Here is a 22,601-nt window from a genome sequence, read left to right on the forward strand (position 1 = left end):
GAAGAGGAATAACCATGACCTACGCCACCCTGATTTCCGCAGCCGACCTGGCAGCCCATCTAGACGATGCCAACTGGCTGGTGATCGACTGCCGCCACGACCTCGCCAATCCCGACGCCGGCGCACAAGCCTACGCCGCCGGGCATATTCCGCAGGCGCGCTTCGCCCATCTCGACAAGATACTGTCCGGCACCAAGAACGGCGCCGACGGCAAGTTCAAGGGACGCCATCCGCTGCCGGAGCGCCAGGCCTTCATCGACGCCATGCAAGAGCTGGGCGTCGGCAAGGGTACCCAAGTCATCGCCTACGACGCCCACGGCGGCATGTTCGCCGCGCGCCTGTGGTGGCTGCTGCGCTGGGTCGGCCATGTGCAGGTGGCGGTACTCGACGGCGGCTTGCCGGCATGGCAGGCGCAGGGAGGACAGTTGTCGACCGAGACGCCGGCGCCGGTGCGCGGCGACTTGCAGGAGCAGGCGCCGCTGGTGACCACGGTCGATGTCGGCGATGTCGTTGCCAACCTCGACAGCAAGGCGCTGACCGTCATCGACGCGCGCGCGGCAGATCGCTATCGCGGCGAGAACGAAACGATGGACGCTGTCGGCGGCCACATCCCGGGCGCGAAGAATCGTTTCTTCAAGGACAATCTCGGCGCCGATGGCCGCTTCAAATCGGCCGACGCCTTGCGCGCCGAATGGAATGCGCTGATCGACAGCCCGCAGGCGGCCGTCATGCAGTGCGGTTCGGGCGTGACCGCTTGCCATAACTTGCTCGCGCTGGAAGTGGCCGGCTTGCCGGGCGCACGCCTGTATCCGGGATCATGGAGCGAATGGAGTTCGGATTCGTCGCGTCCGGTGGCGACCGGCGCACAGCCGTAAGCAGAGAACAAGTCCGGCGGCGCTCAGGCCGCCGGCATCTGCAAGGCTTGCATGAAGGCCTGCACGAACTGTCCCACCATCACCGGCGCATCGCGCCGCATCATCAGCACCACCGCCGACTGGAAGTCGGACTCCCGTATGTCGATGAAATGCACGCCCGCAACGGCGATTGCACGCATGCTGTCGGGCACGATGGCGATGCCGAAATTGGCCGTGACCAGACTCAGCAAAGAGGCCTTGCGCGAGGTTGCGCGCGCCGGCTTGGGAAAGAAGCCGTGCGCGATGCAACGCTCGGCCACCAGGTAGCTGAGGCCGCCGCGCTCGCGATGCGGCATGGACACGAACAGCTCGTCGCGCAGCTCGGCGATGTCGACCACCTCGCGCTGCGCCAGCGGATGCTGCAGCGATACCGCGACCACCAGCTTCTCCTGATACAGCGTGATGGTTTCCAGATGGGGATGCTTGCGCAGGATCGGCGTACGCGCCAGGCCGAGGTCGGCGCGCCCTTCTTCGACGTCGAGCGCCTGATGCTCGGAGGAGGCCTGGGAAATTTCGAGTGTGACGCCGGGGAACGCCTGCAGCACCGCGTTGAGACAGGGCCCCAGCGGCAGCGACAGCGGCACCGAGCTCGAATGCAGCAGGCGGATGGCGCCGCGTTCGCCCTTGTCGATGTGGCGCGCCTGCACGATGGCCTGGTCCATGTCGTCGAGGATCTTGCGCGCGCGGTCGTAGAAATCCTTGCCCGCCAGCGTCAGTTCGACCTGCTTGGCGTCACGTCTTAGCAAAACGACATCAATGTCGTTTTCCAGCTCCTTGATCTGGCGGCTCAGCGCCGACTGGGCAATGTACAGGCGCTCGGATGCGCGCGTGTAGCTGCCGGCGGCGACGATCTCGACAAAGTATTTGAGCTGTTTGATGGAAATCATGAGCGCCTGTTGTGTCGCTGTATTGTGCCGCCATCGCGCTGCCGCCGCCATGCCGTTTTGCGATAATCGGACGGCGCATTTGATATTGGCGGCCGCACCGGTTATGGCGCTACAGTCCGTGCATCATCGGCAATGCGAAGGGGCTTATCGTGTCGGAAACATTCCTTGTCCTGCTCGGCTTCGCCGGGCTGCTGCTCAGCGTCGTGATCAAGCTGATGTGCCTGCCGGGCAAGTCCTCCGCCCGTGACCGCCGCAGGGGCGACTGAATTTCAATGCATCAATGCGACGATGCGCTCAATGCGCGTGCGCATGGCTGGTCAGCACCAGCACGATGACCACACCCAGGCCGATCAGGATCACTTGCGGGATCGTCTCGCGCAGCGTGGCGCGGCGTTGCATTTGCGGCATCAGGTCGCTGACGGCGATGTAGATGAAGCCTGACGAGGCGAACACCAATACGTAGGGAATCCATTCCATGCCGCGCTCCAGCATGAAGTAGCCGAGCACACCGCCCAGCACCGCCATCAGGCTGCAGATCAGGTTGTAGACGTAGGCGCGCGTGCGCGAAAAGCCGGCGTTGAGCAGGATGATGAAGTCGCCGATTTCCTGCGGGATCTCGTGCGCGATGATGGCCAGACCGGTCACCAGTCCCAGATGCGGGTCGGCCAGGAAGGCGGCGGCGATCAGGATGCCGTCGGTGAAGTTGTGCATGCCGTCGCCGACCAGGATCATCCAGCCGGCCTTGCCCGCCTCGTGCTTGTCGTGGCCGTGGTGATGGCCGTGACCGTCGTCTTCATGATGATGGGAATGGCGCAGGATGGACAACTTTTCCAGCAGGAAAAACGCCAGCAGTCCGCCCAGCAGCACGGCAAACAGCTTGTGCGGCTCGGCCGAGGATTCGAAGGCTTCCGGCAAGGCGTGCAGCAGCGAGGTCGACAGCATGATGCCGACCGACAGGCTGACCAGGCGCTCGACCATCTTCGACAGCAGCGCGAATGAGAAGATCGCGGCCGCGGTGATACTGAACACGCCGGCGATCGTCGTGGCCAGCAGGATGGAAAGCAGAGTGGAATTAATGTCGAGCCCCAATCGTCAGGAACAGTCTCAGGAAGTGGCAGATTAGACCATAGCTGGTTTTTTTCGGCAAATAAGGTCTACAAAGGCGCGTTTTCGCCGCCTTCGTTCCCGTTCGCCTGCTCAGGCTCATGCCAAAACAGCACTTCATCGACCCGGAACTCAGGCCGCACGCCATTGTTTTCGATCAGTCCGTGGACCAGGTTGAGCAGCACATCGTCCTGATAAGGCTTGCCGAGATAGGCATTGACGCCCAGTTCCATGGCGCGTTCGCGGTGTTTGGCGGCGGTGCGCGAGGTGATCATGATGATCGGCAAGGTTGCGGTGGCGGCCATGTCGCGGATGTTGCGGGTCAGGTCGAAGCCGTCCATGCGCGGCATTTCGATGTCCAGCAGCACGATGTCGGGACGCACGGCCTGCATCTGATGCAAGGCGTCGACGCCGTCGGTGGCCAGCACCACCTGATAGCCCTCGCGTGTAAGCAGGCGATGCATGACACGGCGCACCGTCAGCGAATCGTCGACCACCAGCACCATCTTGCGACCGCCGTCGCCATCGGCGCCTTGTGGCTGCTCGCGCCGCAAAATGCGCTGATAGCCCTGACGCTGCGCCAGCTGGATCGGATTGAGGATCAGCACGATACTGCCGCTGCCCAGCACCGTGGCGCCGACCACGCCGGTCATGCCGGCCAGCTGCGGACCAATGCTCTTGGTGACGACTTCACGATTGCCGACGATGCGATCCACCAGAATCGCCAGGAAATCATGGCCGCTCTTGATCACCAGCACCGGCAAGGCCTGCTGCTGCGGGATATTGCGCTCGTCGCCCAGCAGCGCCGAAAGATAGTGCAAGGGCAAGCTGCGTCCCTGCCATTCCAGCAAGCCTTCACGGAACACGCGCTCCTGGTCGGCGCGCTTGAGTTGCAGCACCTGCTCCACCAGCAGCGAAGGTATCGCGTAGCTTTGCTGATCCAGTTCAAGCAACACCACTTGCGCCACCGCCAGCGACAGCGGCAGGTGAATGATGAATTGCGCGCCTTTGCCGGCCACCGTGGCGATGCTGATGCGTCCGCCCAGCGAGGCCACTTCCGAACGCACCACGTCCATGCCGACGCCGCGCCCGGCAATTGCCGTGACGTTGCTGCTGGTCGAAAATCCGGGATGGAAAATGATGCTGGTGAGCTCGGCGTCCGAGAGGCGATGGTGCGGATCGATCAGCCCCAGATGCAGAGCCTTTTCATGAATGCGCGCAAGATCCAGCCCCTGGCCGTCATCGGATAGCCGGATCATCGCCTCGTTGCCCTCTTGCCGGATTTCCAGCAGCAGTTGGCCCACCGCGTCCTTGCCGGCCGCCAGTCGTTGTGCTGCGCCTTCGATGCCATGCGCAGCGGCATTGCGCAGCAGATGCTCGAAGGGGCCGACCATTTTTTCCAGGATGCTGCGATCGAGCTCGACCGCACCGCCGACGATGTCGAGCGCAAGTTCCTTGCCGGTTTCCTTCGCCATTTGCCGCACCAGCCGGTGCAGGCGTTCTTCGATGCCTTTGAACTGCACCATGCGCGCGTGCATCAGCTCACGCTGCATGTCGCGCGTCAACCGGGCCTGGTGCACCAGACCGTTTTGCGTGCGCTCTACCGTGTCGAGCAGATTCTTCTGCAGCGAAGCGACGTCGTTGACGCTTTCGGCCAGCATGCGGGTCAGCTCCTGCAAGTGCGTGAATCGATCGAACTCAAGCGGGTCGAAATGCTGGTTTTGCGGCTGCTTCTGGTTCGATGCGGCGATCTGGATTTCGGCCTGGATCTCTACCTCGCGCAACTGCGTACTCAGTCGCGCCACATTGCTGCCGAGATCGGTCAGATGCTGGCGCAGGATGTTGACTTCGGATTCCAGTCCGGAACGCGAGATCGAAATTTCTCCCGCCTGGTTGAGCACGCTGTCCAGAATGCCGGCGCGGATGCGTACCAGCGGCGCAGTCGTAGCGGGTGGGGTCGAGGTCGGCGCCGCTGCAGCGGTAGCCGGTGCAACCACGGTCGCAGCGACCTCGGCTTGCGGCGCGACCACCGGAATGACATCGGGAACCGGCGCGGCGGCAACCGGCAATTGCAAGGCATCGAACAATTGCAAACCCTGGTCGTAGCGCGCCAGCAAGTCATCGATCATCGCCGCCGACGGTTCGCCGTCGCGCATCATTTCGCCGATGCGGCTCTCCAGATCGTGCATGTGCTGGCCGAGACGCATGGCGCCGGCCATGCGCGCGCTGCCCTTGATGGTGTGCAGCGGTCGCAGCAGGTACTGGATCAACGCCGTGTCGCCCGGCGCCTTTTGCAGTTTGTACAGACTCTCGCCGACCTGCGGCAGCAGATCGCGCCCCTCTTCCAAGAAGATGTCCAGCAACTCCGGATCAATGACGTCGCCGCCCGGCTCGGGCGACTTGGCGCCTACCGCTTGCACGTTTTCCGCCAGGGTGACGGTGGTCTTGCCGCCATCATGGCTCTGACGCCGGCGCGCTTCCAGCGTCGTCAGCAAGGTGCGCAACTGTTGTTGCACGGCGGGATGCGCCGACGGCATGACGCGCGCGGCAAATTGCTGCTGCATGGCTTGCAGGTCGTGCACCACCTGCATCAGCTCGGCGCAAATGGCGGCGTCGAGCAAACCCGGATAGTTTTCCAGGAACTGCATGAGGTCATCGAGCGGGCGCGCCAGCGCCAGCAGTGGCACGAACCGCACCGACGCCGCGCTGCTCTTGAGCGAATGGGTCGCGCGCAGGGCTTCCGCCGCGATCACATCGGGTGTCGTGGTTTGCCATTGTGCGATCTGCCTGGCGAGAATGTCGAGCAGGTTGGCCGACTCCTCGCTGTAGATCTGATGCAGCCTGACCGGCAAGATGAGGTCGCCGACCTGGCAGGTTTCGTTGTGATCGACTGTCTCAATATGATCGGCGGTTTCTTTTTGCGTCGGCGACAATTCGTCGCGGGCACGACGGGCGACGGCGGCCAGCAAGCCGTCAGGGCTGCGCAGCGAGTTGCCGTTGACGCTGATCTCGTCTATCCAGGCGCCCAGCTCCAGCACGGCATAGTCCAACAAAGTGTAGTCGCCCGCCGTGCCGGGCCGGCCTGCGGCGGACCACGCGGTGGCGAACTCCTCCAGCGCCATCGCGCCCCGGCCCAGCGCGTTGAGACCGACCATCCGACCACTGCCCTTGAGCGTATGAAAACCCCGCCGCAACACGACCACCGGCGCCATGTCTTGCGGCGTCGCACGGGATGCCGCCAGCGCGCTGCGTATGCTGCCCAGCACCTCATTCGCTTCGAGCAGGAAGACTTCCCGCAGCTCGGCGTCGATTTCATCTGGCTGTTGCGACGCAGGCTGAACCATCTTCTCTGCCGTCATCGACGCCGACTCCGGTGCAGCGGCGACGGTTTCCGCGTCGAACTTGCCGGGATAAGTCATCGATTGCGGCGCGTTGTGCATCAGCGGCATCGACAGGCTCAGCGCCGCCACGTTGTGCACCAGGCGCGCCAGGCTTGCGGCTTCGGCCGCAGTCATGTTCTCCGTGGCGGCAAGTGGAAGCGAAGACGGAAGACGGCCGATATCGACCACGCACAATTGCAAAACTTCGCAAGCGGCCGTCAACTCCAGCGCTTGCCCCACCGTCGCCAGTTGCTGCGCCAACAGCTTTGCCTCATCCAATGCGTCGGGAGTGGTGCGGCCTTGCAGGTAAGCGTCGAGCAAATTTTCCAGGCGACCGAGGTCGGTCGTCAGTTGCGCGATGGCGGCTTTCAGCGCCGGACGTTGACGCGCGGCCTCATTCTGCACAGCCGCCGGCTGCGACTCCATGCCTGCCTCAATCCCGACAAGGCAGGCGCGCAAATCCGTACAGGCATGCTGCACGGATCCGGCAACATCGCCGGCAACGTCTTGTCCTGCTTCAGCTGAGTCGAGCAACGCGGCCAGCCGGGCCACGCTCCGTTCCAGCGAGGCAGCGCCGATGAATGCCAGCGTATCGGCGCCCTGGCGCAGCAGCACATGAGCCTGTTGCACCGCTTGCGCACCGCCGTCGTCGAGCAGTCGCACGGCCTGATCGACGGTCGTGATCAATCCAGGCGCCAGCGCCGCCAACGCGGACGGATCCGCCGACATTGGCTCAGGCGTGAGATCGGAAGCCATGGGCGCTCTGCAGGTTGGACGGACCCGGACGCATCACGCGTATCACGTGTATCGCAATCATCATGAAATCGTGACGCGGAAGCGCGACACCGAGTTCTTGAGCAATTCGGCAAGATCATGCAGTTCGTTAAACAGGGACAACACCTGTTCACGGCGCTGCTCGATGATTTCGTTTTCGCTGAGGATGTTCTGGATGTCGTGCGCCACGCTGTTGGCGGAGGTCGCCTGATGCCCGGTGGAGGAAGAGATGTCCTGGATCAGTTCGGCCAGCTGGTTCGACACGCGGCGTATGTCCGACAACGACGCGCCGGCGGCATCGGACAGCTTGGCGCCGTCGACCACGCCGGCGGTGGATTTTTCCATCGCCGCCACGGCGTCGTGCGTGTCGGCCTGAATCATGCGCACCAATGCGCCAATCTGCCGTGTCGCCGCGCTGGAACGTTCCGCCAGACGTTGCACTTCCTCCGCCACGACCGAGAAGCCGCGTCCCGCTTCACCGGCCGACGCGGCCTGGATGGCGGCGTTGAGCGCCAGCACGTTGGTCTGTTCGGTGATGTCGGAAATCAGCTCGGTGATTTCGCCGATCTCCTGCGACGACTCGCCCAGTCGCTTGATGCGCTTGGAGGTTTCCTGGATCTGCTCGCGAATCTCGTTCATGCCCTTGACGGCGTCTTCCACCGCCTTGGCGCCGCGCTCGGCCACCACCACCGAATGGCGCGCAACGTCGGCCGACTTGTTGGCGGAGATCGACACGTCGGTAATCTGTATCGACATCTCGAGCATCGACTGCCCGGTGTCATGGATGCGACGTGCCTGGATCTGACCGGCGCTGGTCAGCTCCTGCGCATTGTCGCGCACCTGGTTGGAGGCAGCGGCGACTTGCGAGGCGGTATGCGTGACCTGGCCGACCAATCCGCGCAATGCCTCGACCGTGTAATTGACCGAGTCGGCGATGGCGCCGGTGATGTCTTCGGAGACCGTGGTGTGCACCGTGAGGTCGCCGTCCGCTACTTTCTGCAACTCGTTCATGAGCCGTAAAATCGCCGCCTGGTTGATGGCGTTGGTGCGCATCGCGCGCTCTTCCTGCTGTTGCGCGTGCAGCCGTTGCGCCTCGGCTTCCTGGCGGCGCAGCTCGGCTTCTTCGGCGTTGCGGCGACTGCTTTGCAATTGCACCCAGGAGATGCCGACGCCGCAGACCAACGCAAGCGCCATCGACAGCAACATGATCCAGAAGGTCCAGGAACGGGTTTCCTGCGCCTGCCGGTAGTCGTTTTGCAGCACGGTCAGATGCTGCTTGAGCGTTTCGTTCTCGAGGAACACCAGTTGCTCGGATTGCTTGGCGGCGATGAAGTTTTGCAGGTTGCCGAGGATGTTGGCGACCAGCGGCTGGTACTCGCCGAAGACTTTTTCCAGCTCGTTGAGCTTGTCGCGCACGTCCTTGTCGCGCACTGCGTTGATGCCGAGGATTTCGCTGCCGTTGAGGAAGCCGTCGATGATGTCGCGGAAGGTGTTGACGTCCTTGCCGAGCAGGAAGGCGGTTTCCGGATTGACGCCTTCGGAGGTGAGAAATTCATTGGCGCTGCGGCCCAGACGCAAGGTCAGCAAAACCAGTTGCGCGGCGGCGGCGACTTCGCGCGGAGAATTGCCGCCCTGCGATTGCAGCATCGAAATCTGTTCGCTCAGGTCCAGCAAATTGGGCGACAGCAGCCGCAATCGCGCCAAAGTGACGCCGAAGCCAGTCAGTTCCGGCTGCAGCTTGAGGATGGTGGAAGCGGCCTTGTCGGTGTGGTCCCAGATCTTTTGCACGTCTGTCAGCACGGTGCGCATTTCGGGTTCCGGCTTGCGGATGGCGTAGCCTTGATATTCGCCCCCCAGCATCAGGACGTTGAGTCCCTGATTGAATTCCTTGCGGCTTTCGGTGAGCTGGCTGAAGGCTTCGCGATTGCCCTGGATGGCATTGGGCACAGCCTTGCCGATGCGCTGCGAGTGCATGACCAGGTCGCTGGTGATGTGCGCTTGCAGGCTGGCGTGAATGTAGTGTTTGGAACCGAGCCACAGGAAGAAGAACATCGACAGCAACGCCAGGATCAGCAGCAACAGAAGGATGCGCGTCTGTGCGCGCAGCGACTGGCGGCCAATGAACGGCAGACGCGTGTGCTGGTAACGTTGCATGTACTTGTCGGCTTTGGCACTGATGGCCGATGGCTGGCTTGCCTGTGCTCCCGCGGAAGCGGCGATTTTATTTTTTATGAGATGCGGCAGCTTGAATGCCATGGCTAAGGCTCCTTGTTACGAGGTCGTTGCGCGGTTGCGGTGAAATTTGCTTTCAACCGCGGCACTCAGTGCGACAGCTTTTATATTCCGACTTGCAAGAACCGTGGATCTTCCACAATCTCGGCGAGGCTGATTTCCACCCATTCGTTCAGGTCGCCGTCGAGATAACATCTGCGTCCGCAGTCACCGCTCTGCTGCTCGGTCATTTCCTGGATGTGCCGCAATCCCAGAACGCGCGACAGCAGGAAACCGGTATTGCCCGACAAAGCGCCGGAAACCACCAGCACGCGGCTTTCCTTGCCGATCGTCTGCGACGGTCCGCCCAGGAAGCGATCGAGATCGACCACGCCGATCAGGCTGCCACGGACATTGGACAGTCCGAGATACCAGTCCCGCGCCAACGGCACTTTGGTGACGGCGATCAGATTGACGATTTCGCCTGCTTCGCGCAGATCGACCAGGCAGCGCCTGTCGCCGATCATGACGCCGAGGCGGCTGTCGCGCATGCCGGAGCCGTCGCGCGCGGCTTCCATGCGTTCCAGCAGGCGTGCCTGGAATTCATGCAGCCGGCCGTATCTCCATTGGTCGGGAACTGTATCCACCCTCACCTCTTCTGTTTTGGCCAAACACATCCCGGACATGCGCCGGTGCGCACTCAGCCGAGCGCCGCGATCTTGGACAACAATTCCTGCGCGTCCACCGGTTTGACGACATAGTCGCACGCACCCTGGCTCAGGGCCCAGATGCGATCAGTTTCCTGATCCTTGATGCTACACATCATGATCGGGATGTCCTTCAGGCCTGGATCACGCGTCATCTGGCGCGTGATCTGGAAACCGTTCTTGCCGGGCATGACGACGTCCATCAACACCAGTTCCGGCCGGTTGCGCTGAATCTTCCCCAGCGCCTCTTCGCCGTCGTCGGCGGTATCGACTTCAAATCCGTGCTTGCTCAGGATCTCGGTCAGGAGATAGCGGTCAGTCGGCGAATCATCGACGACGAGAATTTTCTTGATCCCCATTGCACTGTTGCTCCGTACCTGAGAAGTGCTTTTTGCTATAAATGCGCGGCTGCGGCCTGCCCCCCGGCGTATGTCCTGACGGCCTGCAACATGCCGTCTTCCGTGAATGGCTTGGTCATGAACGCTGCGGCGCCGACGATGGCGCCGCGCGCCCGGTCGAACAACCCGTCCTTGGACGACAACATGACTACGGGAGTTGCATGAAATCTTGTATTTTTTTTAACTATTGCACAAGTCTGGTAGCCGTCCAGCCTAGGCATCAGGACGTCGCAGAAAATCAGATCGGGGGTGCAATCGACAAGTTGGGAGAGTGCGTGAAAGCCGTCTTCGGCCAAGACGACCTGATGACCGGCCTGCCCCAGAAACAACGCAGCGGAGCGCCGGATGGTGGCGCTATCGTCTACAACGAGGATAGTGAAGCTGTGGCGGACTTGCGCATCAGTCATCGGTACTCCCGGGAATCGTTGCGGCGGGCGGTGAAAAGGCTCTGGCTTCGCCTGTATTGTTCAACGCCGCCGGGCCCTTTAGCCGACTATAGCAAAGCGGCTGCGCGCGCATAAACGGAACAAGCCCGCTTTGCCCCCTCATTTGGGAGCAAAGACAGGCTTGCGGGCAGTTCCTGGCGGAAACTTCGCGGGCGCGAGACCCTCCCGATCAGCGGATCAGAGCGCGACCATTTCAAAATCTTCCTTGCGGGCGCCGCATTCCGGACAGGTCCAGTTGATGGGGACGTCTTCCCAGCGCGTGCCGGGAGCAATGTCTTCGTCCGGCAGGCCGGCTTCTTCATCGTAGACCCAACCACAGATCAGGCACATCCAGGTCTTGTATTCTGTTTTGCTATCGCTCACGGCTGACTTCCCTCAATTCAATCTAAAGTAAAATGGTAAACCAGATATCTTAATCTACTCGTCGTGCAAAACCAAACATCTCCACTGATATTAACCTTTGGCGCAGCCGACCCGGTCGGCGCGACCGGCATCCAGGCCGATCTGGCCACCTTTGCCGCCATGGGCTGCCATGGCTTGTCCATCATCACCTCGATCCTGGTAGGCGATACCGCGCGTATCGAAGACATCCAGGTCATTGACGTCGACTGGATGGCCGACCAGGCCCGTGTCATTCTGGAAGACATGCCGGTAGCGGCTTTCAAGGTCGGCGCCGTAGGCAGCATCGAAAATATTTCGGCGATCGCCGAAATTGTTTCCGACTACCCGGATATCCCGCTGATCCTCGATCCCTTCATCACCGCCATGCCCAGCCAGGAAGGCGACGACGATGACAACCTGATCGCGATCCGTGAATTGCTGATCCCACAGACCACGCTGATGCTGGCTTCCGCCGTCGAACTGAACCGCCTCGCTGAAACCTGGCGCGAACCGGTGCCCAGCGACGCGCTGCAGCTGGATGCCATGCGCATCGTCGAGATGGGTTGCGAATACCTGTTCGTCACCGGCATGCCGGGCGGCGACTCGCATGAAGTCGTCAATGCGCTGTTCGATGAATCCGGCGTGATCCGCCGCGACAGCTGGCAGCGCCTGCCGGGCTCGTTTACCGGCGCCGGCTCGACCTTGTCGGCGGCCATCTGCGCCATGCTGGCCAATGGCCTGGAAATTCCCGAAGCCGTGTCCGAAGCACAGGAATTCACCTTGGCCGCCCTGGCCCACGCACAGCGTCTGGGCATGGGCAAGCTGATCCCCGACCGCTATTTCTGGGCGCGTGAAAACGACGCACCCAATTAATCCTTTTCCATTCCGTATGAACGCACACAGCCCACGCAATACCAACGAATCCCTGTTCGCCCGCGCCCAGAAGACCACGCCCGGCGGCGTCAACTCGCCGGTGCGCGCCTTCCGCTCGGTCGGCGGCACGCCGCGCTTCATCACCCGGGCGCAAGGCCCGTATTTCTGGGATGCCGAAGAGCGCCGCTACATCGACTACATCGGCTCCTGGGGCCCGGCCATCGTCGGCCACGCCCACCCGAAGGTAGTGCAGGCAGTGCAGGAAGCGGCCGCGCGCGGCCTGAGCTTCGGCGCGCCAACCGAAGGCGAGATCGACATGGCCGAAGAGATCTGCAAGCTGGTGCCTTCCATCGAGCAGGTGCGCCTGGTCTCGAGCGGCACGGAAGCGACCATGAGCGCCTTGCGACTGGCGCGCGGCGCTACCAAGCGCGACAAGATCGTCAAATTCGAAGGCTGCTACCATGGCCACGCCGACTCCTTGCTGGTCAAGGCCGGCAGCGGCTTGCTGACATTCGGCAACCCGACCTCGTCGGGCGTGCCGGAAGATTTCGTAAAGCACACGCTGGTGCTCGACTACAACAACACGCAACAGCTGGAAGAAGCGTTCAAGGCTGCCGGCAACGAGATCGCCTGCGTGATCGTCGAGCCGGTCGCGGGCAACATGAACCTGGTGCCGGCCACGGCCGAATTCCTGCAGACCATGCGCCGCCTGTGCACCGAATACGGCGCCATCCTGATTTTCGATGAAGTGATGTCGGGTTTCCGCGTGGCATTGGGCGGAGCGCAGTCGCTGTACGGCATTACGCCCGACCTCACCGCCTTGGGCAAGGTCATCGGCGGCGGCTTGCCGGTCGCCGCGTTCGGCGGCCGCGCCGACATCATGAAGCACCTGGCGCCGCTGGGCGGCGTGTACCAGGCCGGCACGCTGTCGGGCAATCCTGTGGCGGTAGCGGCAGGCCTGACCACGCTGAAGATCATTCAGGAAGCCGGTTTCTACGAACAACTGTCGGCGCAGACGCGCAAGCTGACCGACGGCCTCAGCGAAGCTGCGCGCGATGCGGGCGTGACGTTCTCCGCCGATACGCTGGGCGGCATGTTCGGCCTGTACTTTTCGGCCGCGGTGCCGACCAGCTATGCCGAAGTCATGCAAGGCAACAAGGAACGCTTCAACGTGTTCTTCCACGCCATGCTTGACCAGGGCGTGTACCTGGCGCCGTCGGCGTTCGAAGCCGGCTTCGTGTCGGCGCAGCATGATGACGCCTTGATTGCGGAAACCCTGGTGGCGGCACGCACAGCTTTCGCTGAGCTCGCCAGCTGAATCAGCCTTGATTGGCGTTGATTGGCAGATGAGTCGCTGATGCTTGCAATCTTCCGTCGATTGCAAACACCAGCAGATCAGCGGCACAAAACAAAAAAGGACGCTTGCGCGTCCTTTTTTACGTCTTGGAAGACCGATCCGGCGATTTATCTCACAACTTAAGCCGAGAACGACGAACCGCAACCGCAAGTGGTGGTGGCGTTCGGATTCTTGATCACGAACTGCGCGCCTTCCAGGTCATCCTTGTAGTCGATCTCTGCGCCGACCAGATATTGGTAGCTCATCGAGTCGATCAACAGCTGGACGCCGTTCTTGGTCATGGTTGTGTCGTCTTCGTTGACGATTTCATCGAACGTGAAACCGTACTGGAAGCCGGAGCAACCGCCACCCTGCACGAACACGCGCAACTTCAGGTCTGGGTTGCCTTCTTCTTCGATCAGTTGTGCAACCTTGGCGGCGGCGCTGTCGGAAAAGACCATCGGGGCTGGCATCGATGTTTCGGGGATTTCGGCTACGGCATTCATATCAGGCTCCTGCGTCTGCGGACAATGAGGACATTATAAGGCGTCTGGAAGAATCATGCATCGCCGCCGGCCGAAGCCGCCAGCTTGAGTACCGGCGCCTCTTCGGTCTGGCCATGGCTGAGCTTGCCGGATACCAGCGCGCCGCCGTGCATTTCCAGAGCTTTGTAATACACATCTCCAGTTATGCGGGCTTTCGGCTGTAATTCAAGTAGCTCGACCGAATGAACGTCGCCGATGATTTCGCCATTGACGATCAGGTGCACCGCGCGGATTTCGCCGACGATCTTGGCATGCTCTGAGATCACCAGCACGCTCGGCTGGCCGTCCTCGGCGTTGATGTTGCCCTTGATATGGCCGTCAATGCGCAAACCGCCCTTGAAATGGACGTCGCCATGGATGCTTGTGGAAATGCCGATCAGACTGTCGATCGTGCTTTTGGATTTACGTCCCAACATGATTCACCTCACAAATTCACGGATTGCTGGGCGCGCATCTGGCCTCTTTCGAGTACGCGAGCCTGAATCGCCTTGATGGTTGCACCCTCGGGCAGGGTCAATACGCCTTCCACCCGCTGATAGTACTTGAATGCGAGCTTGTAGCGCGCCGGATCTGCAGCGTTTTGTTCGGGGAAGTTGATAGTAACACTTTTGCCGCCCTGCAACACTGTCACCGCGAGTTGCAGGTTACCCACAAACTGACGCCCTTTTTCGCCCTGAATTGCGAGCAATTGATAACGCACCTGATTCGGCACCACCACTTCCGCCTTCAGGCGCTGGATGGTAATGCCGTCGACGCCGACGTTGGTCGGCAGCAAGCTTTCAAAAAACGACAGATCTTCCTTGAGCTTGTTGTTCTCCGTCACCAGCGTCTTGATCTGCCCTGCCAGTTGCGCCTGCGCCGAACGCTCGATATTGAGCTGACTTTCAGCTGCGTTGGCGCTGGTCGACAATTGCTCGCGCTCGGCGCTGAGCTTCTTGACCTGCTCTTTCAGTTCGACCACCTGGTCGCGCATGCCGTCCGGATTCAGGCCGGCAAAGTTATTGCGCCCGAGGTCGTAGGCCCACATCGCCATCGCGCCGCCGAGACCAACCACCACTGCCAGAAACACCGCGCGCAGCGGCCAGGGCATGTGGCGCTTGATGGTCATCTTCGGCGCCGAAATCGACATGCGCCGGACCCATAGCTTATATTTCACGGCAGGACCGGCACGTGCAGCAGGCCGGTGGTTTCCTCCAGGCCGAACATCAGGTTCATGCATTGCACGGCTTGGCCGGACGCGCCCTTGACCAGATTGTCCTGCACCACCAGCACCACCACGGTGTCGCCGTTGTCCGGACGATGCAACGCAATGCGCAGCATGTTGGACGCGCGCGTGGTGCGGGTTTCCGGATGAGCGCCGAACGGCATCACGTCAATGAACGGTTCGCCCTTGTAGGCGTCTTCAAACAACGCCTGCAACGCGGCGTTGTCGATGTCCTTGGTCAGGCGCGCGTACAGCGTCGAATGCATGCCACGGATCATCGGCACCAGATGCGGCGTGAACAGCAGGCCGACCTTGTCGCCGGTCAATGTGCTGAGACGCTCGACGGTTTCCGGCGAGTGGCGGTGACCGGACACGCCGTAGGCCTTGAAATTGTCGGAGGCTTCCGAAAACAGCGTGGCGATCTCGGCCTTGCGACCGGCGCCGGAGACGCCCGACTTGCAGTCGGCGATCAGGTGCGACGCATCGATAACGCCGGCCTTGAGCAGCGGTGCAAAGCCCAACTGCATGGTGGTCGGATAGCAGCCCGGATTGCCGACCAGGCGCGCCTTGCGGATGGCGTCGCGGTTCAGCTCGACCAGACCGTAGGCGGCTTCCTTGAGCAGTTCAGGGCAGCTGTGCGGCATCTTGTACCACTTCTCGAACGCGGCGATATCCTGCAGGCGGAAATCCGCCGCCAGATCGATCACCTTGACGCCGGCGGCCAGCAATTCCGGCGCTTGCGCCATGGCGACGCCATGCGGCGTGGCGAAGAAGACAACATCGCAGTCGGTCAGTTTGGCTTTGTCGGGCGAGGAGAAGGCGATATCCACGCGGCCGCGCAGCGACGGATACATTTCCGCCACCGGCATGCCATCTTCCTTGCGCGATGTCACTGCCTGCAACCGCACTTCCGGATGCGCGGCGAACAGGCGCAGCAACTCCACGCCCGTGTAACCTGTGCCGCCGACGATACCAACCTTGATCATGTTTTTTCCTTGCTGAACGGGCTTTCCCGGGAGCCTTTGATTTTAACAGGAGAATATTTCTGTCACATTACCCTAGGCCGCACCGATTCAAAGCGCAAATAAGGGCGAAAAATCCGCCCCAGAATGCAAAAAGCCGCCAGGCTTGCGCCGGCGGCTTTTCGTTGTGCTGAAAAGCACGCGTCGATATTAACGCTTCGAGAATTGCTTTGCGCGACGAGCTTTGCGCAGACCAACCTTCTTACGTTCGACTTCACGTGCATCACGTGTAACGAAACCTGCCTTGGACAGTTCCGGCTTCAGTGTTGCATCGTAGTCGATCAGAGCGCGGGTGATGCCGTGACGAACAGCACCAGCCTGGCCGGATTCACCGCCGCCGTGGACGTTGACCATGATGTCGAAACGCTCGACATTGCTGGTCAGTTCCAGAGGTTGACGAATCACCATCAGACCGGTTTCGCGCGAAAAGTATTCATTCGCTGGCTTGCCGTTGACGACGATCTTGCCCGAGCCGGACTTGATGAAAACACGCGCCACTGCACTCTTGCGACGGCCGGTTCCGTAATTGTAGTTACCGATCATGTCTATTCCTTAGAGTTCGAGTGCTTTGGGTTGCTGAGCAGCGTGCGGATGGTTGCCATCTGCATAAACCTTCAGCTTCTTGATCATCGCGTAGCCGAGCGGGCCCTTAGGCAGCATGCCCTTGACCGCTTTTTCCAGCGCGCGACCTGGAAAACGCTGTTGCATTTTCAGGAAATTCGTTTCGTAGATGCCGCCTGGATAGCCGCTGTGACGGTAGTACGTCTTTTCAGTTGCTTTGGTGCCAGTGACACGCAGCTTGCCTGCGTTGATCACGACGATGAAATCGCCGGTGTCGACGTGAGGAGTAAATTCTGGCTTGTGTTTGCCGCGCAGTCGGAGTGCCACTTCGCTGGCAACACGTCCGAGGACTTTGTCCGTCGCGTCAATCACCAACCACTCGCGCTTTACCTCATGGGCTTTAGCGGAAAAGGTTTTCATGATGACTTCCTAATATTAAAAATAAACGCTCAATTTGGCGGTTCTGCGACTATCGAAGCGGCGTGCTGCAATTGCTGCCTCGTGATACCAAACGCAGACTCTTCCTTGTTATCTTTCCCAGAGCGAACGGAAAGCCGAGAATTATAGCCTTTTCAAGGACTTAGCGTCAAACCCTTTATTCCCCGGGCCGCGCGCAGTGGCCTTTCCGGCACATTTGTCTATGAAGCCACGCCGGGCGGCGGGGACAAAAAAAACCCGAAACGAGGGTTCCGGGTTTAAATCCACACCAAAGGAGGAGGGTGGAGGAGACAGGGTTGATTGCGTCGAAAACCTCAATCAGTGAATTCAATATAGCAAACGAAATTGTGCGCTGCAAGATTTAATTTGTACTATGTGGCGCAATTTGAAATAACCCGAAAGCAATGATTTTTGCTGCCCTGCAATATGCATTTTTTTGCCTATTTTCGCTGCCACCGCGTGATCACGGCCAGACCCGGTTTGCGGGAAAAGCTACAATAGCCGCCTCCCCTTATTTATCGAATGAGAACGCATATGGAATGCACAGTACGCTGGACCGGTCTCTCCTCAGGCATGACCTTCCTCGCTGAAACCGGCTCCGGCCACGTCGTCGCCATGGATGGCGCACCCGACGGCGGCGGCCGCAACCTGGCGCCGCGCCCGATGGAAGTGGTGCTGCTCGGCACGGGCGGTTGCACGGCCTACGATGTGGTGGTGATTTTGCGCAAAAGCGGCCAGGACATCCGCGGCTGCGAAGTGACGCTCAAGTCGGAGCGCGCCGAACAGGATCCGAAAGTGTTTACCAAGATCCACTTCCATTTCACCGTACGCGGCCGCAACCTCAAGCCGAACGTGGTGGAGCGCGCGATCAAGCTGTCGCACGACAAGTATTGCTCGGCCTCGATCATGCTGGAAAAGACGGCGGAAATAACGCACTCGTTTGAGATCATCGACGACCTCACCGATCCGCCGCAGCAACTGCAGCAGCAATAAAACTGCTGGCCGCTTGACCGCGCACGCCCGGCCGCGACGGCCGGGCCCCTGAACCTTGCGTTCAGACGCGGTATGCGACCGTGGTCATGACCTTCGACATCATCTTCATTGCGCCGCGAATGGCCGCCGGCATCTCTGCCGCGCCGAGGGCCTTGGCGGCCTCGCCGTGCTCGACTTCATCCTTGCGCATCTGGTCGACGATGGCGCGCGACTTGGCGTCCTGCGCCGGCAATTCTTCCAGATGGCTGATCAGGTGCAATTCGACCTGGCGCTCCGTTTCGGCGACGAAACCGAGATTGCGCGCATCGCCCAAACGCGCCGCGATCGAACCCAGCACGTAAGAACCGGCGTACCAAAGGGGATTGAGCAGGCTGGTGTGCGAACCGAGTTCGCGCAGGCGCTCGGCGGTCCACGCCAGGTGATCCTCCTCCTCTATTCCCGCATGCGCAAATTGCTGCTTGAGCGCCTGTGTCCGGGAAAACCGCCCCTGCGCATCGTACAGCGCCTGCGCGCACACTTCACCGACATGGTTGACGCGCATGAGGCCGGCGCTATGCCGCTTTTCAGCATCGCTCATGGCGGCGTCGCTGATCTGCGCGGCCGGATTCGGACGCGATGACGCCACCACGCCACTGACCACGCGCAAGGCCTTGTCCAGGTCATGTATCAGTTTGTCGGCAAATAACATAGGCGCAGTCTCATTCAGGAATTATCGGATGCAACGATGCTCAATGATGCTCAATGGTGCTTCAGGCCATCTTCCAGGCGATGGTTTCACCACCATTGAGCGGCACCACACTGGTGTCGCCCATCGGCAGTTCAGCCGGAATGGTCCAGTTTTCGCGACGCAGCGTGACACTGCCCTGATTGCGCGGCAAGTTGTAGAAATCCGGGCCGTTGAAGCTGGCGAATGCCTCCAGCTTGTCCAGTGCACCGGCCTGATCGAATGCCTGGGCGTACAGTTCCAGCGCGTGCAGCGCGGTGTAGCAGCCGGCGCAACCGCAGGCGTGCTCTTTCAGACCCTTGGCGTGCGGCGCCGAATCGGTGCCGAGGAAGAACTTGTCGCTGCCGGAAATCGCCGCTGCAACCAGCGCCTGGCGATGGGTTTCGCGCTTGAGCACCGGCAGGCAGTAGTAATGCGGGCGGATGCCGCCCTTGAATATCTCGTTGCGGTTGTACAGCAGGTGATGCGCGGTGATGGTCGCGGCGGTCGGACCGTCGGACGACATCACGTAATCGGCGGCGTCCTTGGTGGTGATGTGTTCGAACACCACCTTGAGTTCGGGCATGTCGCGGCGCAGCGGCGTCATCACGCGATCGATGAAGACCGCCTCGCGGTCGAAAATGTCGATGGCCGGATCGGTCACTTCACCGTGGACCAGGAAAGGCATGCCGGTTTCCTGCAGCACTTCCAGCGTCTTGTAGCAGTTGCGCAGGTCGGTCACGCCGGCGTCGGAGTTGGTGGTCGCGCCGGCCGGATACAGCTTGACGGCATGCACGAAGCCGCTGTCCTTGGCCTTGCGGATTTCTTCCGGCGGCGTGTTGTCGGTCAGGTACAGCACCATCAGCGGTTCGAAGTCCGAACCGGCCGGCAGCGCCGCCAGGATGCGGTCGCGATAGGCCGAAGCCAGCGCCACGGTAGTGACCGGCGGTTTCAGGTTGGGCATGACGATCGCGCGCGCGAACTGATGAACCGTGTGCGGCAACACGCTTGCCATGGTTGCGCCGTCGCGCAAATGCAAATGCCAGTCATCCGGACGGGTAATGGTCACTACGTCGCTCATCGCTGCTCTCTTCCCTGATTGTTCTGTTGCTGATGTTTAGCCACCGTGCCGGGACGTCGAAATGGCTTTGTCTGTCCGAGCACGAAATCCCGCTATTTTACCGCAAGGGGTGGCGCGCGCCGGTTGCTCCACATCAAGCCGCACCCTGCCCAAAATGCAAAAAACCGCTGCGGCCGGGGCCGGAGCGGTTTTTTGCTTGCGCCGGCGGACACGACAGCGTCCGCACGCACATCCAGCGCGATCGATCAGTGCGTAATGATCTTGGCCAGGAAGTCGCGGGCGCGATCCGAGCGCGGTGAACCGAAGAAGTCTTCCTTCTTGCAGTCTTCCACGATCAAACCCTTGTCCATGAAGATCACGCGGTTGGCGACCTTGCGTGCGAAGCCCATTTCGTGGGTCACGACCATCATGGTCATGCCTTCTTGCGCCAGGCCGACCATCACGTCCAGCACTTCATTGATCATTTCCGGATCGAGCGCCGACGTCGGCTCATCGAACAGCATCGCGATCGGGTCCATCGACAGTGCACGGGCAATCGCCACGCGTTGCTGCTGGCCGCCGGACAGCTGGCCCGGGAACTTGTCTTTTTGCGCGATCAGGCCGACGCGGTCGAGGTACTTCAGACCCTTTTCGGTAGCTTCGGTGACGCTGCGACCCAGCACCTTGACTTGACCGATGGTCAGGTTTTCGCGGATCGACAGATGCGGGAACAGTTCGAAGTTCTGGAACACCATGCCGATGCGCGCGCGCAGTTTCGACAGGTTGGTCTTCGGATCGCCGACGGACACGCCGTCAACGGTGATTGTGCCCTTCTGGAAAGGCTCCAGGCCGTTGACAGTCTTGATCAGCGTCGACTTGCCCGAGCCCGACGGACCGCAGACCACGACGACGTCGCCCTTGGCCACGCTGGTGGTGCAATCGGTCAAAACCTGGAAGCTGCCGTACCACTTGCTGACGTTGTTGAGTTCAATCATTTATTTCTCCTAATTCCTGAATACGGTATGTCCGCCGGCGTCAGGCGCATGCTGCGCCGGCGAGAGTCGTTAGCATTGGTTAGCGAATGATGGCGATCTTGTGCTGGAAGCGCTTGACGGTTTGCGACAGCACGAAGCTGAGCACAAAGTAGACCACGGCGACAAACAGGTACATTTCCACCAGACGGCCGTCACGCTGAGCGATCTTCGATGCGCTGGTGACGAAATCCGGCACCGAGCCCAGCACGTAGACCAGCGACACGTCCTGGAACAGCACGATGGTCTGGGTCAGCAGGATCGGCGTGACATTGCGGAAAGCTTGCGGCAGCACCACGTTGCCCATCATCTGCCAGTAGTTCATGCCGATCGCGTAGCCGGCAAACACCTGGCCGCGCGGAATCGACTGAATGCCCGAGCGCATGATTTCGCAGTAATACGCAGCTTCAAACAGGATGAAGGTGATCAGCGCCGACTGGAACGCGCCGACCTGGATCGGTTCGTTGGCGCCAATGATCCACGCCCCGATGAACGGCACCAGGAAGTAGAACCAGAAAATCACCAGCACCAGCGGCACCGAGCGGATCAGGTTGACGTAGGTGGTGGCGGCGAACGACAGCGGCTTGTTGCTGGACAGGCGCATCATCGCCAGCAGGGTGCCCAGGATGACGCCGCCCACCATGGCCGACACCGTCAGCACCAGGGTGAACTTGAGGCCGGTCGTGATCAGGTAGAACCACGAACGCTGGATAATATCGAAATCGAAATTAGAAAACATAGTTTAATGTCCTCCCGAGCTGGAGCTGCCGGTCGTGATGTAACCGGGCACGGCGGTGACGCGCTCAAGGAAGCGTGCCAGCATCAGCGCGATGACGGAAATGATGATGTAGATAACAGTGGCGCCGGTGAGCGATTCGAAGGTCTGGAACGTGAATTCGCGCATCGAGTAAGTCGCTGCAGTCAGCTCCACCAGGCCGATAGTCAGCGCCACCGAGCTGTTCTTGATGATCGCCGCAAATTCGTTGGTCAACGCCGGGATGATGATGCGGAACGCCATCGGCAGCAGCACGTAGCGGTAAGTCTGCACAGGCGTCAGACCGAGTGCGGCGCCGGCCATGCGTTGACCGCGCGGCAAGGCGTTGATGCCGGTACTGACCTGCACGGCGACGCGCGAGGACGTGAAGAAACCGAGCGCCAGGAAGGCAGTGACGAACGATGCCTGCGGCAGGCTCTTGAGCCAGTCGCCCAGCGCAGCAGGAACCAGTTCCGGCATCACGAAGTACCAGAGGAACATCTGGACCAGCAATGGAATATTGCGGAACAGTTCAACGTAGCCGTTGGCGATCTTGACGGCCCAGGGTTTCTGGGTCGTGCGGATGGTGCCGATGACCGTGCCGAGAATGAGCGCCATGATCCAGGCCAGTACGGCCGTGGCGATGGTCCATTTCAGGCCGATCAGTAATGTATCGATGTAGGGGATGCCGTCGGGAGATTGCTCCCAGAATATGCCCCAGTTCCAGTTGTAATGCATAAATGCCCTCGTCTTCTCGTCTCGACTCGTTTGCGATCAAGAACTCCATTTGCATGGCGCTCTTCGGCTGCCTGCGCCGGCTTTCATCTGAGCTGAAAGACGACTTCTGAGCAGGTCTTGCTTTTCTTCGCCAACTTAAAC

General features: G+C 60.9%; 23 protein-coding genes. 4 read left to right on the top strand and 19 right to left on the bottom strand.

Features of this window, described 5'->3' with window-relative positions:
- The first annotated feature begins 14 nt into the window (after positions 1-14).
- Positions 15-875, top strand: coding sequence for a sulfurtransferase (locus tag E4P32_RS16645; RefSeq protein ID WP_116434730.1), 861 nt, complete (start codon positions 15-17; stop codon positions 873-875).
- A gap of 23 nt (positions 876-898) precedes the next feature.
- Here E4P32_RS16645 and E4P32_RS16650 read toward each other — a convergent pair whose 3' ends face one another.
- The 8 genes from E4P32_RS16650 to E4P32_RS16685 all read right to left on the bottom strand — a co-directional run bounded on the left by E4P32_RS16650 (position 899) and on the right by E4P32_RS16685 (position 11,151).
- On the bottom strand, positions 899-1,801 hold the full coding sequence (locus tag E4P32_RS16650; protein ID WP_116435295.1) for a LysR family transcriptional regulator: 903 nt from the start codon (positions 1,799-1,801) through the stop codon (positions 899-901).
- Between the two features lie 294 nt (positions 1,802-2,095).
- The gene (locus E4P32_RS16655; protein WP_116434729.1) at positions 2,096-2,890 is read right to left on the bottom strand and encodes a ZIP family metal transporter; all 795 of its coding nucleotides are present in this window, start codon (positions 2,888-2,890) and stop codon (positions 2,096-2,098) included.
- 65 nt (positions 2,891-2,955) lie between these two features.
- The gene (locus tag E4P32_RS16660) at positions 2,956-7,041 is read right to left on the bottom strand and encodes a response regulator (protein ID WP_116434727.1); all 4,086 of its coding nucleotides are present in this window, start codon (positions 7,039-7,041) and stop codon (positions 2,956-2,958) included.
- A 60-nt stretch (positions 7,042-7,101) separates the two neighbouring features.
- Positions 7,102-9,315, bottom strand: coding sequence for a methyl-accepting chemotaxis protein (locus E4P32_RS16665; protein ID WP_116434725.1), 2,214 nt, complete (start codon positions 9,313-9,315; stop codon positions 7,102-7,104).
- An 80-nt stretch (positions 9,316-9,395) separates the two neighbouring features.
- Positions 9,396-9,917: a chemotaxis protein CheW gene (locus E4P32_RS16670; protein ID WP_233526662.1), complete on the bottom strand. Its 522-nt coding sequence runs from the start codon at positions 9,915-9,917 to the stop codon at positions 9,396-9,398.
- A 53-nt stretch (positions 9,918-9,970) separates the two neighbouring features.
- The gene (locus E4P32_RS16675) at positions 9,971-10,336 is read right to left on the bottom strand and encodes a response regulator (RefSeq protein WP_116434723.1); all 366 of its coding nucleotides are present in this window, start codon (positions 10,334-10,336) and stop codon (positions 9,971-9,973) included.
- A 35-nt stretch (positions 10,337-10,371) separates the two neighbouring features.
- Complete coding sequence (locus E4P32_RS16680) at positions 10,372-10,782, bottom strand: response regulator (protein ID WP_116434722.1); 411 nt, start codon at positions 10,780-10,782, stop codon at positions 10,372-10,374.
- A gap of 216 nt (positions 10,783-10,998) precedes the next feature.
- The gene (locus tag E4P32_RS16685; RefSeq protein WP_040503154.1) at positions 10,999-11,151 is read right to left on the bottom strand and encodes a rubredoxin; all 153 of its coding nucleotides are present in this window, start codon (positions 11,149-11,151) and stop codon (positions 10,999-11,001) included.
- A gap of 96 nt (positions 11,152-11,247) precedes the next feature.
- Between E4P32_RS16685 and E4P32_RS16690 the strand changes: the two genes are divergently transcribed.
- Positions 11,248-12,075 carry a hydroxymethylpyrimidine/phosphomethylpyrimidine kinase gene (locus tag E4P32_RS16690; protein WP_116434720.1) on the top strand — a complete coding sequence of 276 codons (828 nt, stop codon included), beginning with the start codon at positions 11,248-11,250 and terminating at the stop codon, positions 12,073-12,075.
- Positions 12,076-12,091: 16 nt separating this feature from the next.
- Positions 12,092-13,393, top strand: coding sequence for a glutamate-1-semialdehyde 2,1-aminomutase (hemL, locus tag E4P32_RS16695; protein ID WP_116434719.1), 1,302 nt, complete (start codon positions 12,092-12,094; stop codon positions 13,391-13,393).
- 158 nt (positions 13,394-13,551) lie between these two features.
- Here hemL and erpA read toward each other — a convergent pair whose 3' ends face one another.
- The 6 genes from erpA to rplM form a co-directional block, all read right to left on the bottom strand.
- The gene (gene erpA / locus E4P32_RS16700; RefSeq protein ID WP_016832796.1) at positions 13,552-13,917 is read right to left on the bottom strand and encodes an iron-sulfur cluster insertion protein ErpA; all 366 of its coding nucleotides are present in this window, start codon (positions 13,915-13,917) and stop codon (positions 13,552-13,554) included.
- 53 nt (positions 13,918-13,970) lie between these two features.
- On the bottom strand, positions 13,971-14,372 hold the full coding sequence (locus E4P32_RS16705) for a polymer-forming cytoskeletal protein (protein ID WP_116434717.1): 402 nt from the start codon (positions 14,370-14,372) through the stop codon (positions 13,971-13,973).
- A gap of 8 nt (positions 14,373-14,380) precedes the next feature.
- Positions 14,381-15,085, bottom strand: a complete 705-nt coding sequence (locus E4P32_RS16710; protein ID WP_116434716.1) for a DUF6776 family protein — start codon at positions 15,083-15,085, stop codon at positions 14,381-14,383.
- Positions 15,086-15,108: 23 nt separating this feature from the next.
- Positions 15,109-16,146: an N-acetyl-gamma-glutamyl-phosphate reductase gene (argC, locus tag E4P32_RS16715; RefSeq protein WP_116434715.1), complete on the bottom strand. Its 1,038-nt coding sequence runs from the start codon at positions 16,144-16,146 to the stop codon at positions 15,109-15,111.
- Between the two features lie 186 nt (positions 16,147-16,332).
- Entirely contained in the window at positions 16,333-16,725 is a 393-nt protein-coding gene (rpsI, locus tag E4P32_RS16720) for a 30S ribosomal protein S9 (protein ID WP_016832800.1), read from the bottom strand.
- Between the two features lie 9 nt (positions 16,726-16,734).
- Entirely contained in the window at positions 16,735-17,163 is a 429-nt protein-coding gene (gene rplM / locus E4P32_RS16725) for a 50S ribosomal protein L13 (protein WP_016832801.1), read from the bottom strand.
- A gap of 552 nt (positions 17,164-17,715) precedes the next feature.
- Between rplM and E4P32_RS16730 the strand changes: the two genes are divergently transcribed.
- A complete protein-coding gene (locus E4P32_RS16730) occupies positions 17,716-18,174 on the top strand; it encodes an OsmC family protein (RefSeq protein ID WP_116434713.1) in 459 nt (152 codons plus the stop codon).
- Positions 18,175-18,235: 61 nt separating this feature from the next.
- On the opposite strand, the gene coq7 is transcribed toward E4P32_RS16730, so the two are convergent.
- The 5 genes from coq7 to E4P32_RS16755 all read right to left on the bottom strand — a co-directional run bounded on the left by coq7 (position 18,236) and on the right by E4P32_RS16755 (position 22,460).
- Positions 18,236-18,862 carry a 2-polyprenyl-3-methyl-6-methoxy-1,4-benzoquinone monooxygenase gene (gene coq7, locus E4P32_RS16735; protein WP_116434712.1) on the bottom strand — a complete coding sequence of 209 codons (627 nt, stop codon included), beginning with the start codon at positions 18,860-18,862 and terminating at the stop codon, positions 18,236-18,238.
- A 61-nt stretch (positions 18,863-18,923) separates the two neighbouring features.
- Complete coding sequence (pyrC, locus tag E4P32_RS16740; protein ID WP_116434711.1) at positions 18,924-19,958, bottom strand: dihydroorotase; 1,035 nt, start codon at positions 19,956-19,958, stop codon at positions 18,924-18,926.
- Positions 19,959-20,203: 245 nt separating this feature from the next.
- Complete coding sequence (locus tag E4P32_RS16745) at positions 20,204-20,932, bottom strand: amino acid ABC transporter ATP-binding protein (RefSeq protein WP_116434709.1); 729 nt, start codon at positions 20,930-20,932, stop codon at positions 20,204-20,206.
- Positions 20,933-21,011: 79 nt separating this feature from the next.
- Positions 21,012-21,707: an amino acid ABC transporter permease gene (locus E4P32_RS16750; protein ID WP_116434707.1), complete on the bottom strand. Its 696-nt coding sequence runs from the start codon at positions 21,705-21,707 to the stop codon at positions 21,012-21,014.
- Between the two features lie 3 nt (positions 21,708-21,710).
- Entirely contained in the window at positions 21,711-22,460 is a 750-nt protein-coding gene (locus tag E4P32_RS16755) for an amino acid ABC transporter permease (RefSeq protein ID WP_116434705.1), read from the bottom strand.
- Positions 22,461-22,601: the final 141 nt, after the last annotated feature.

Origin of the sequence: Herbaspirillum sp. 3R11 (genome assembly GCF_004563925.1) — a bacterium.
Lineage (GTDB): Bacteria > Pseudomonadota > Gammaproteobacteria > Burkholderiales > Burkholderiaceae_D > Herbaspirillum.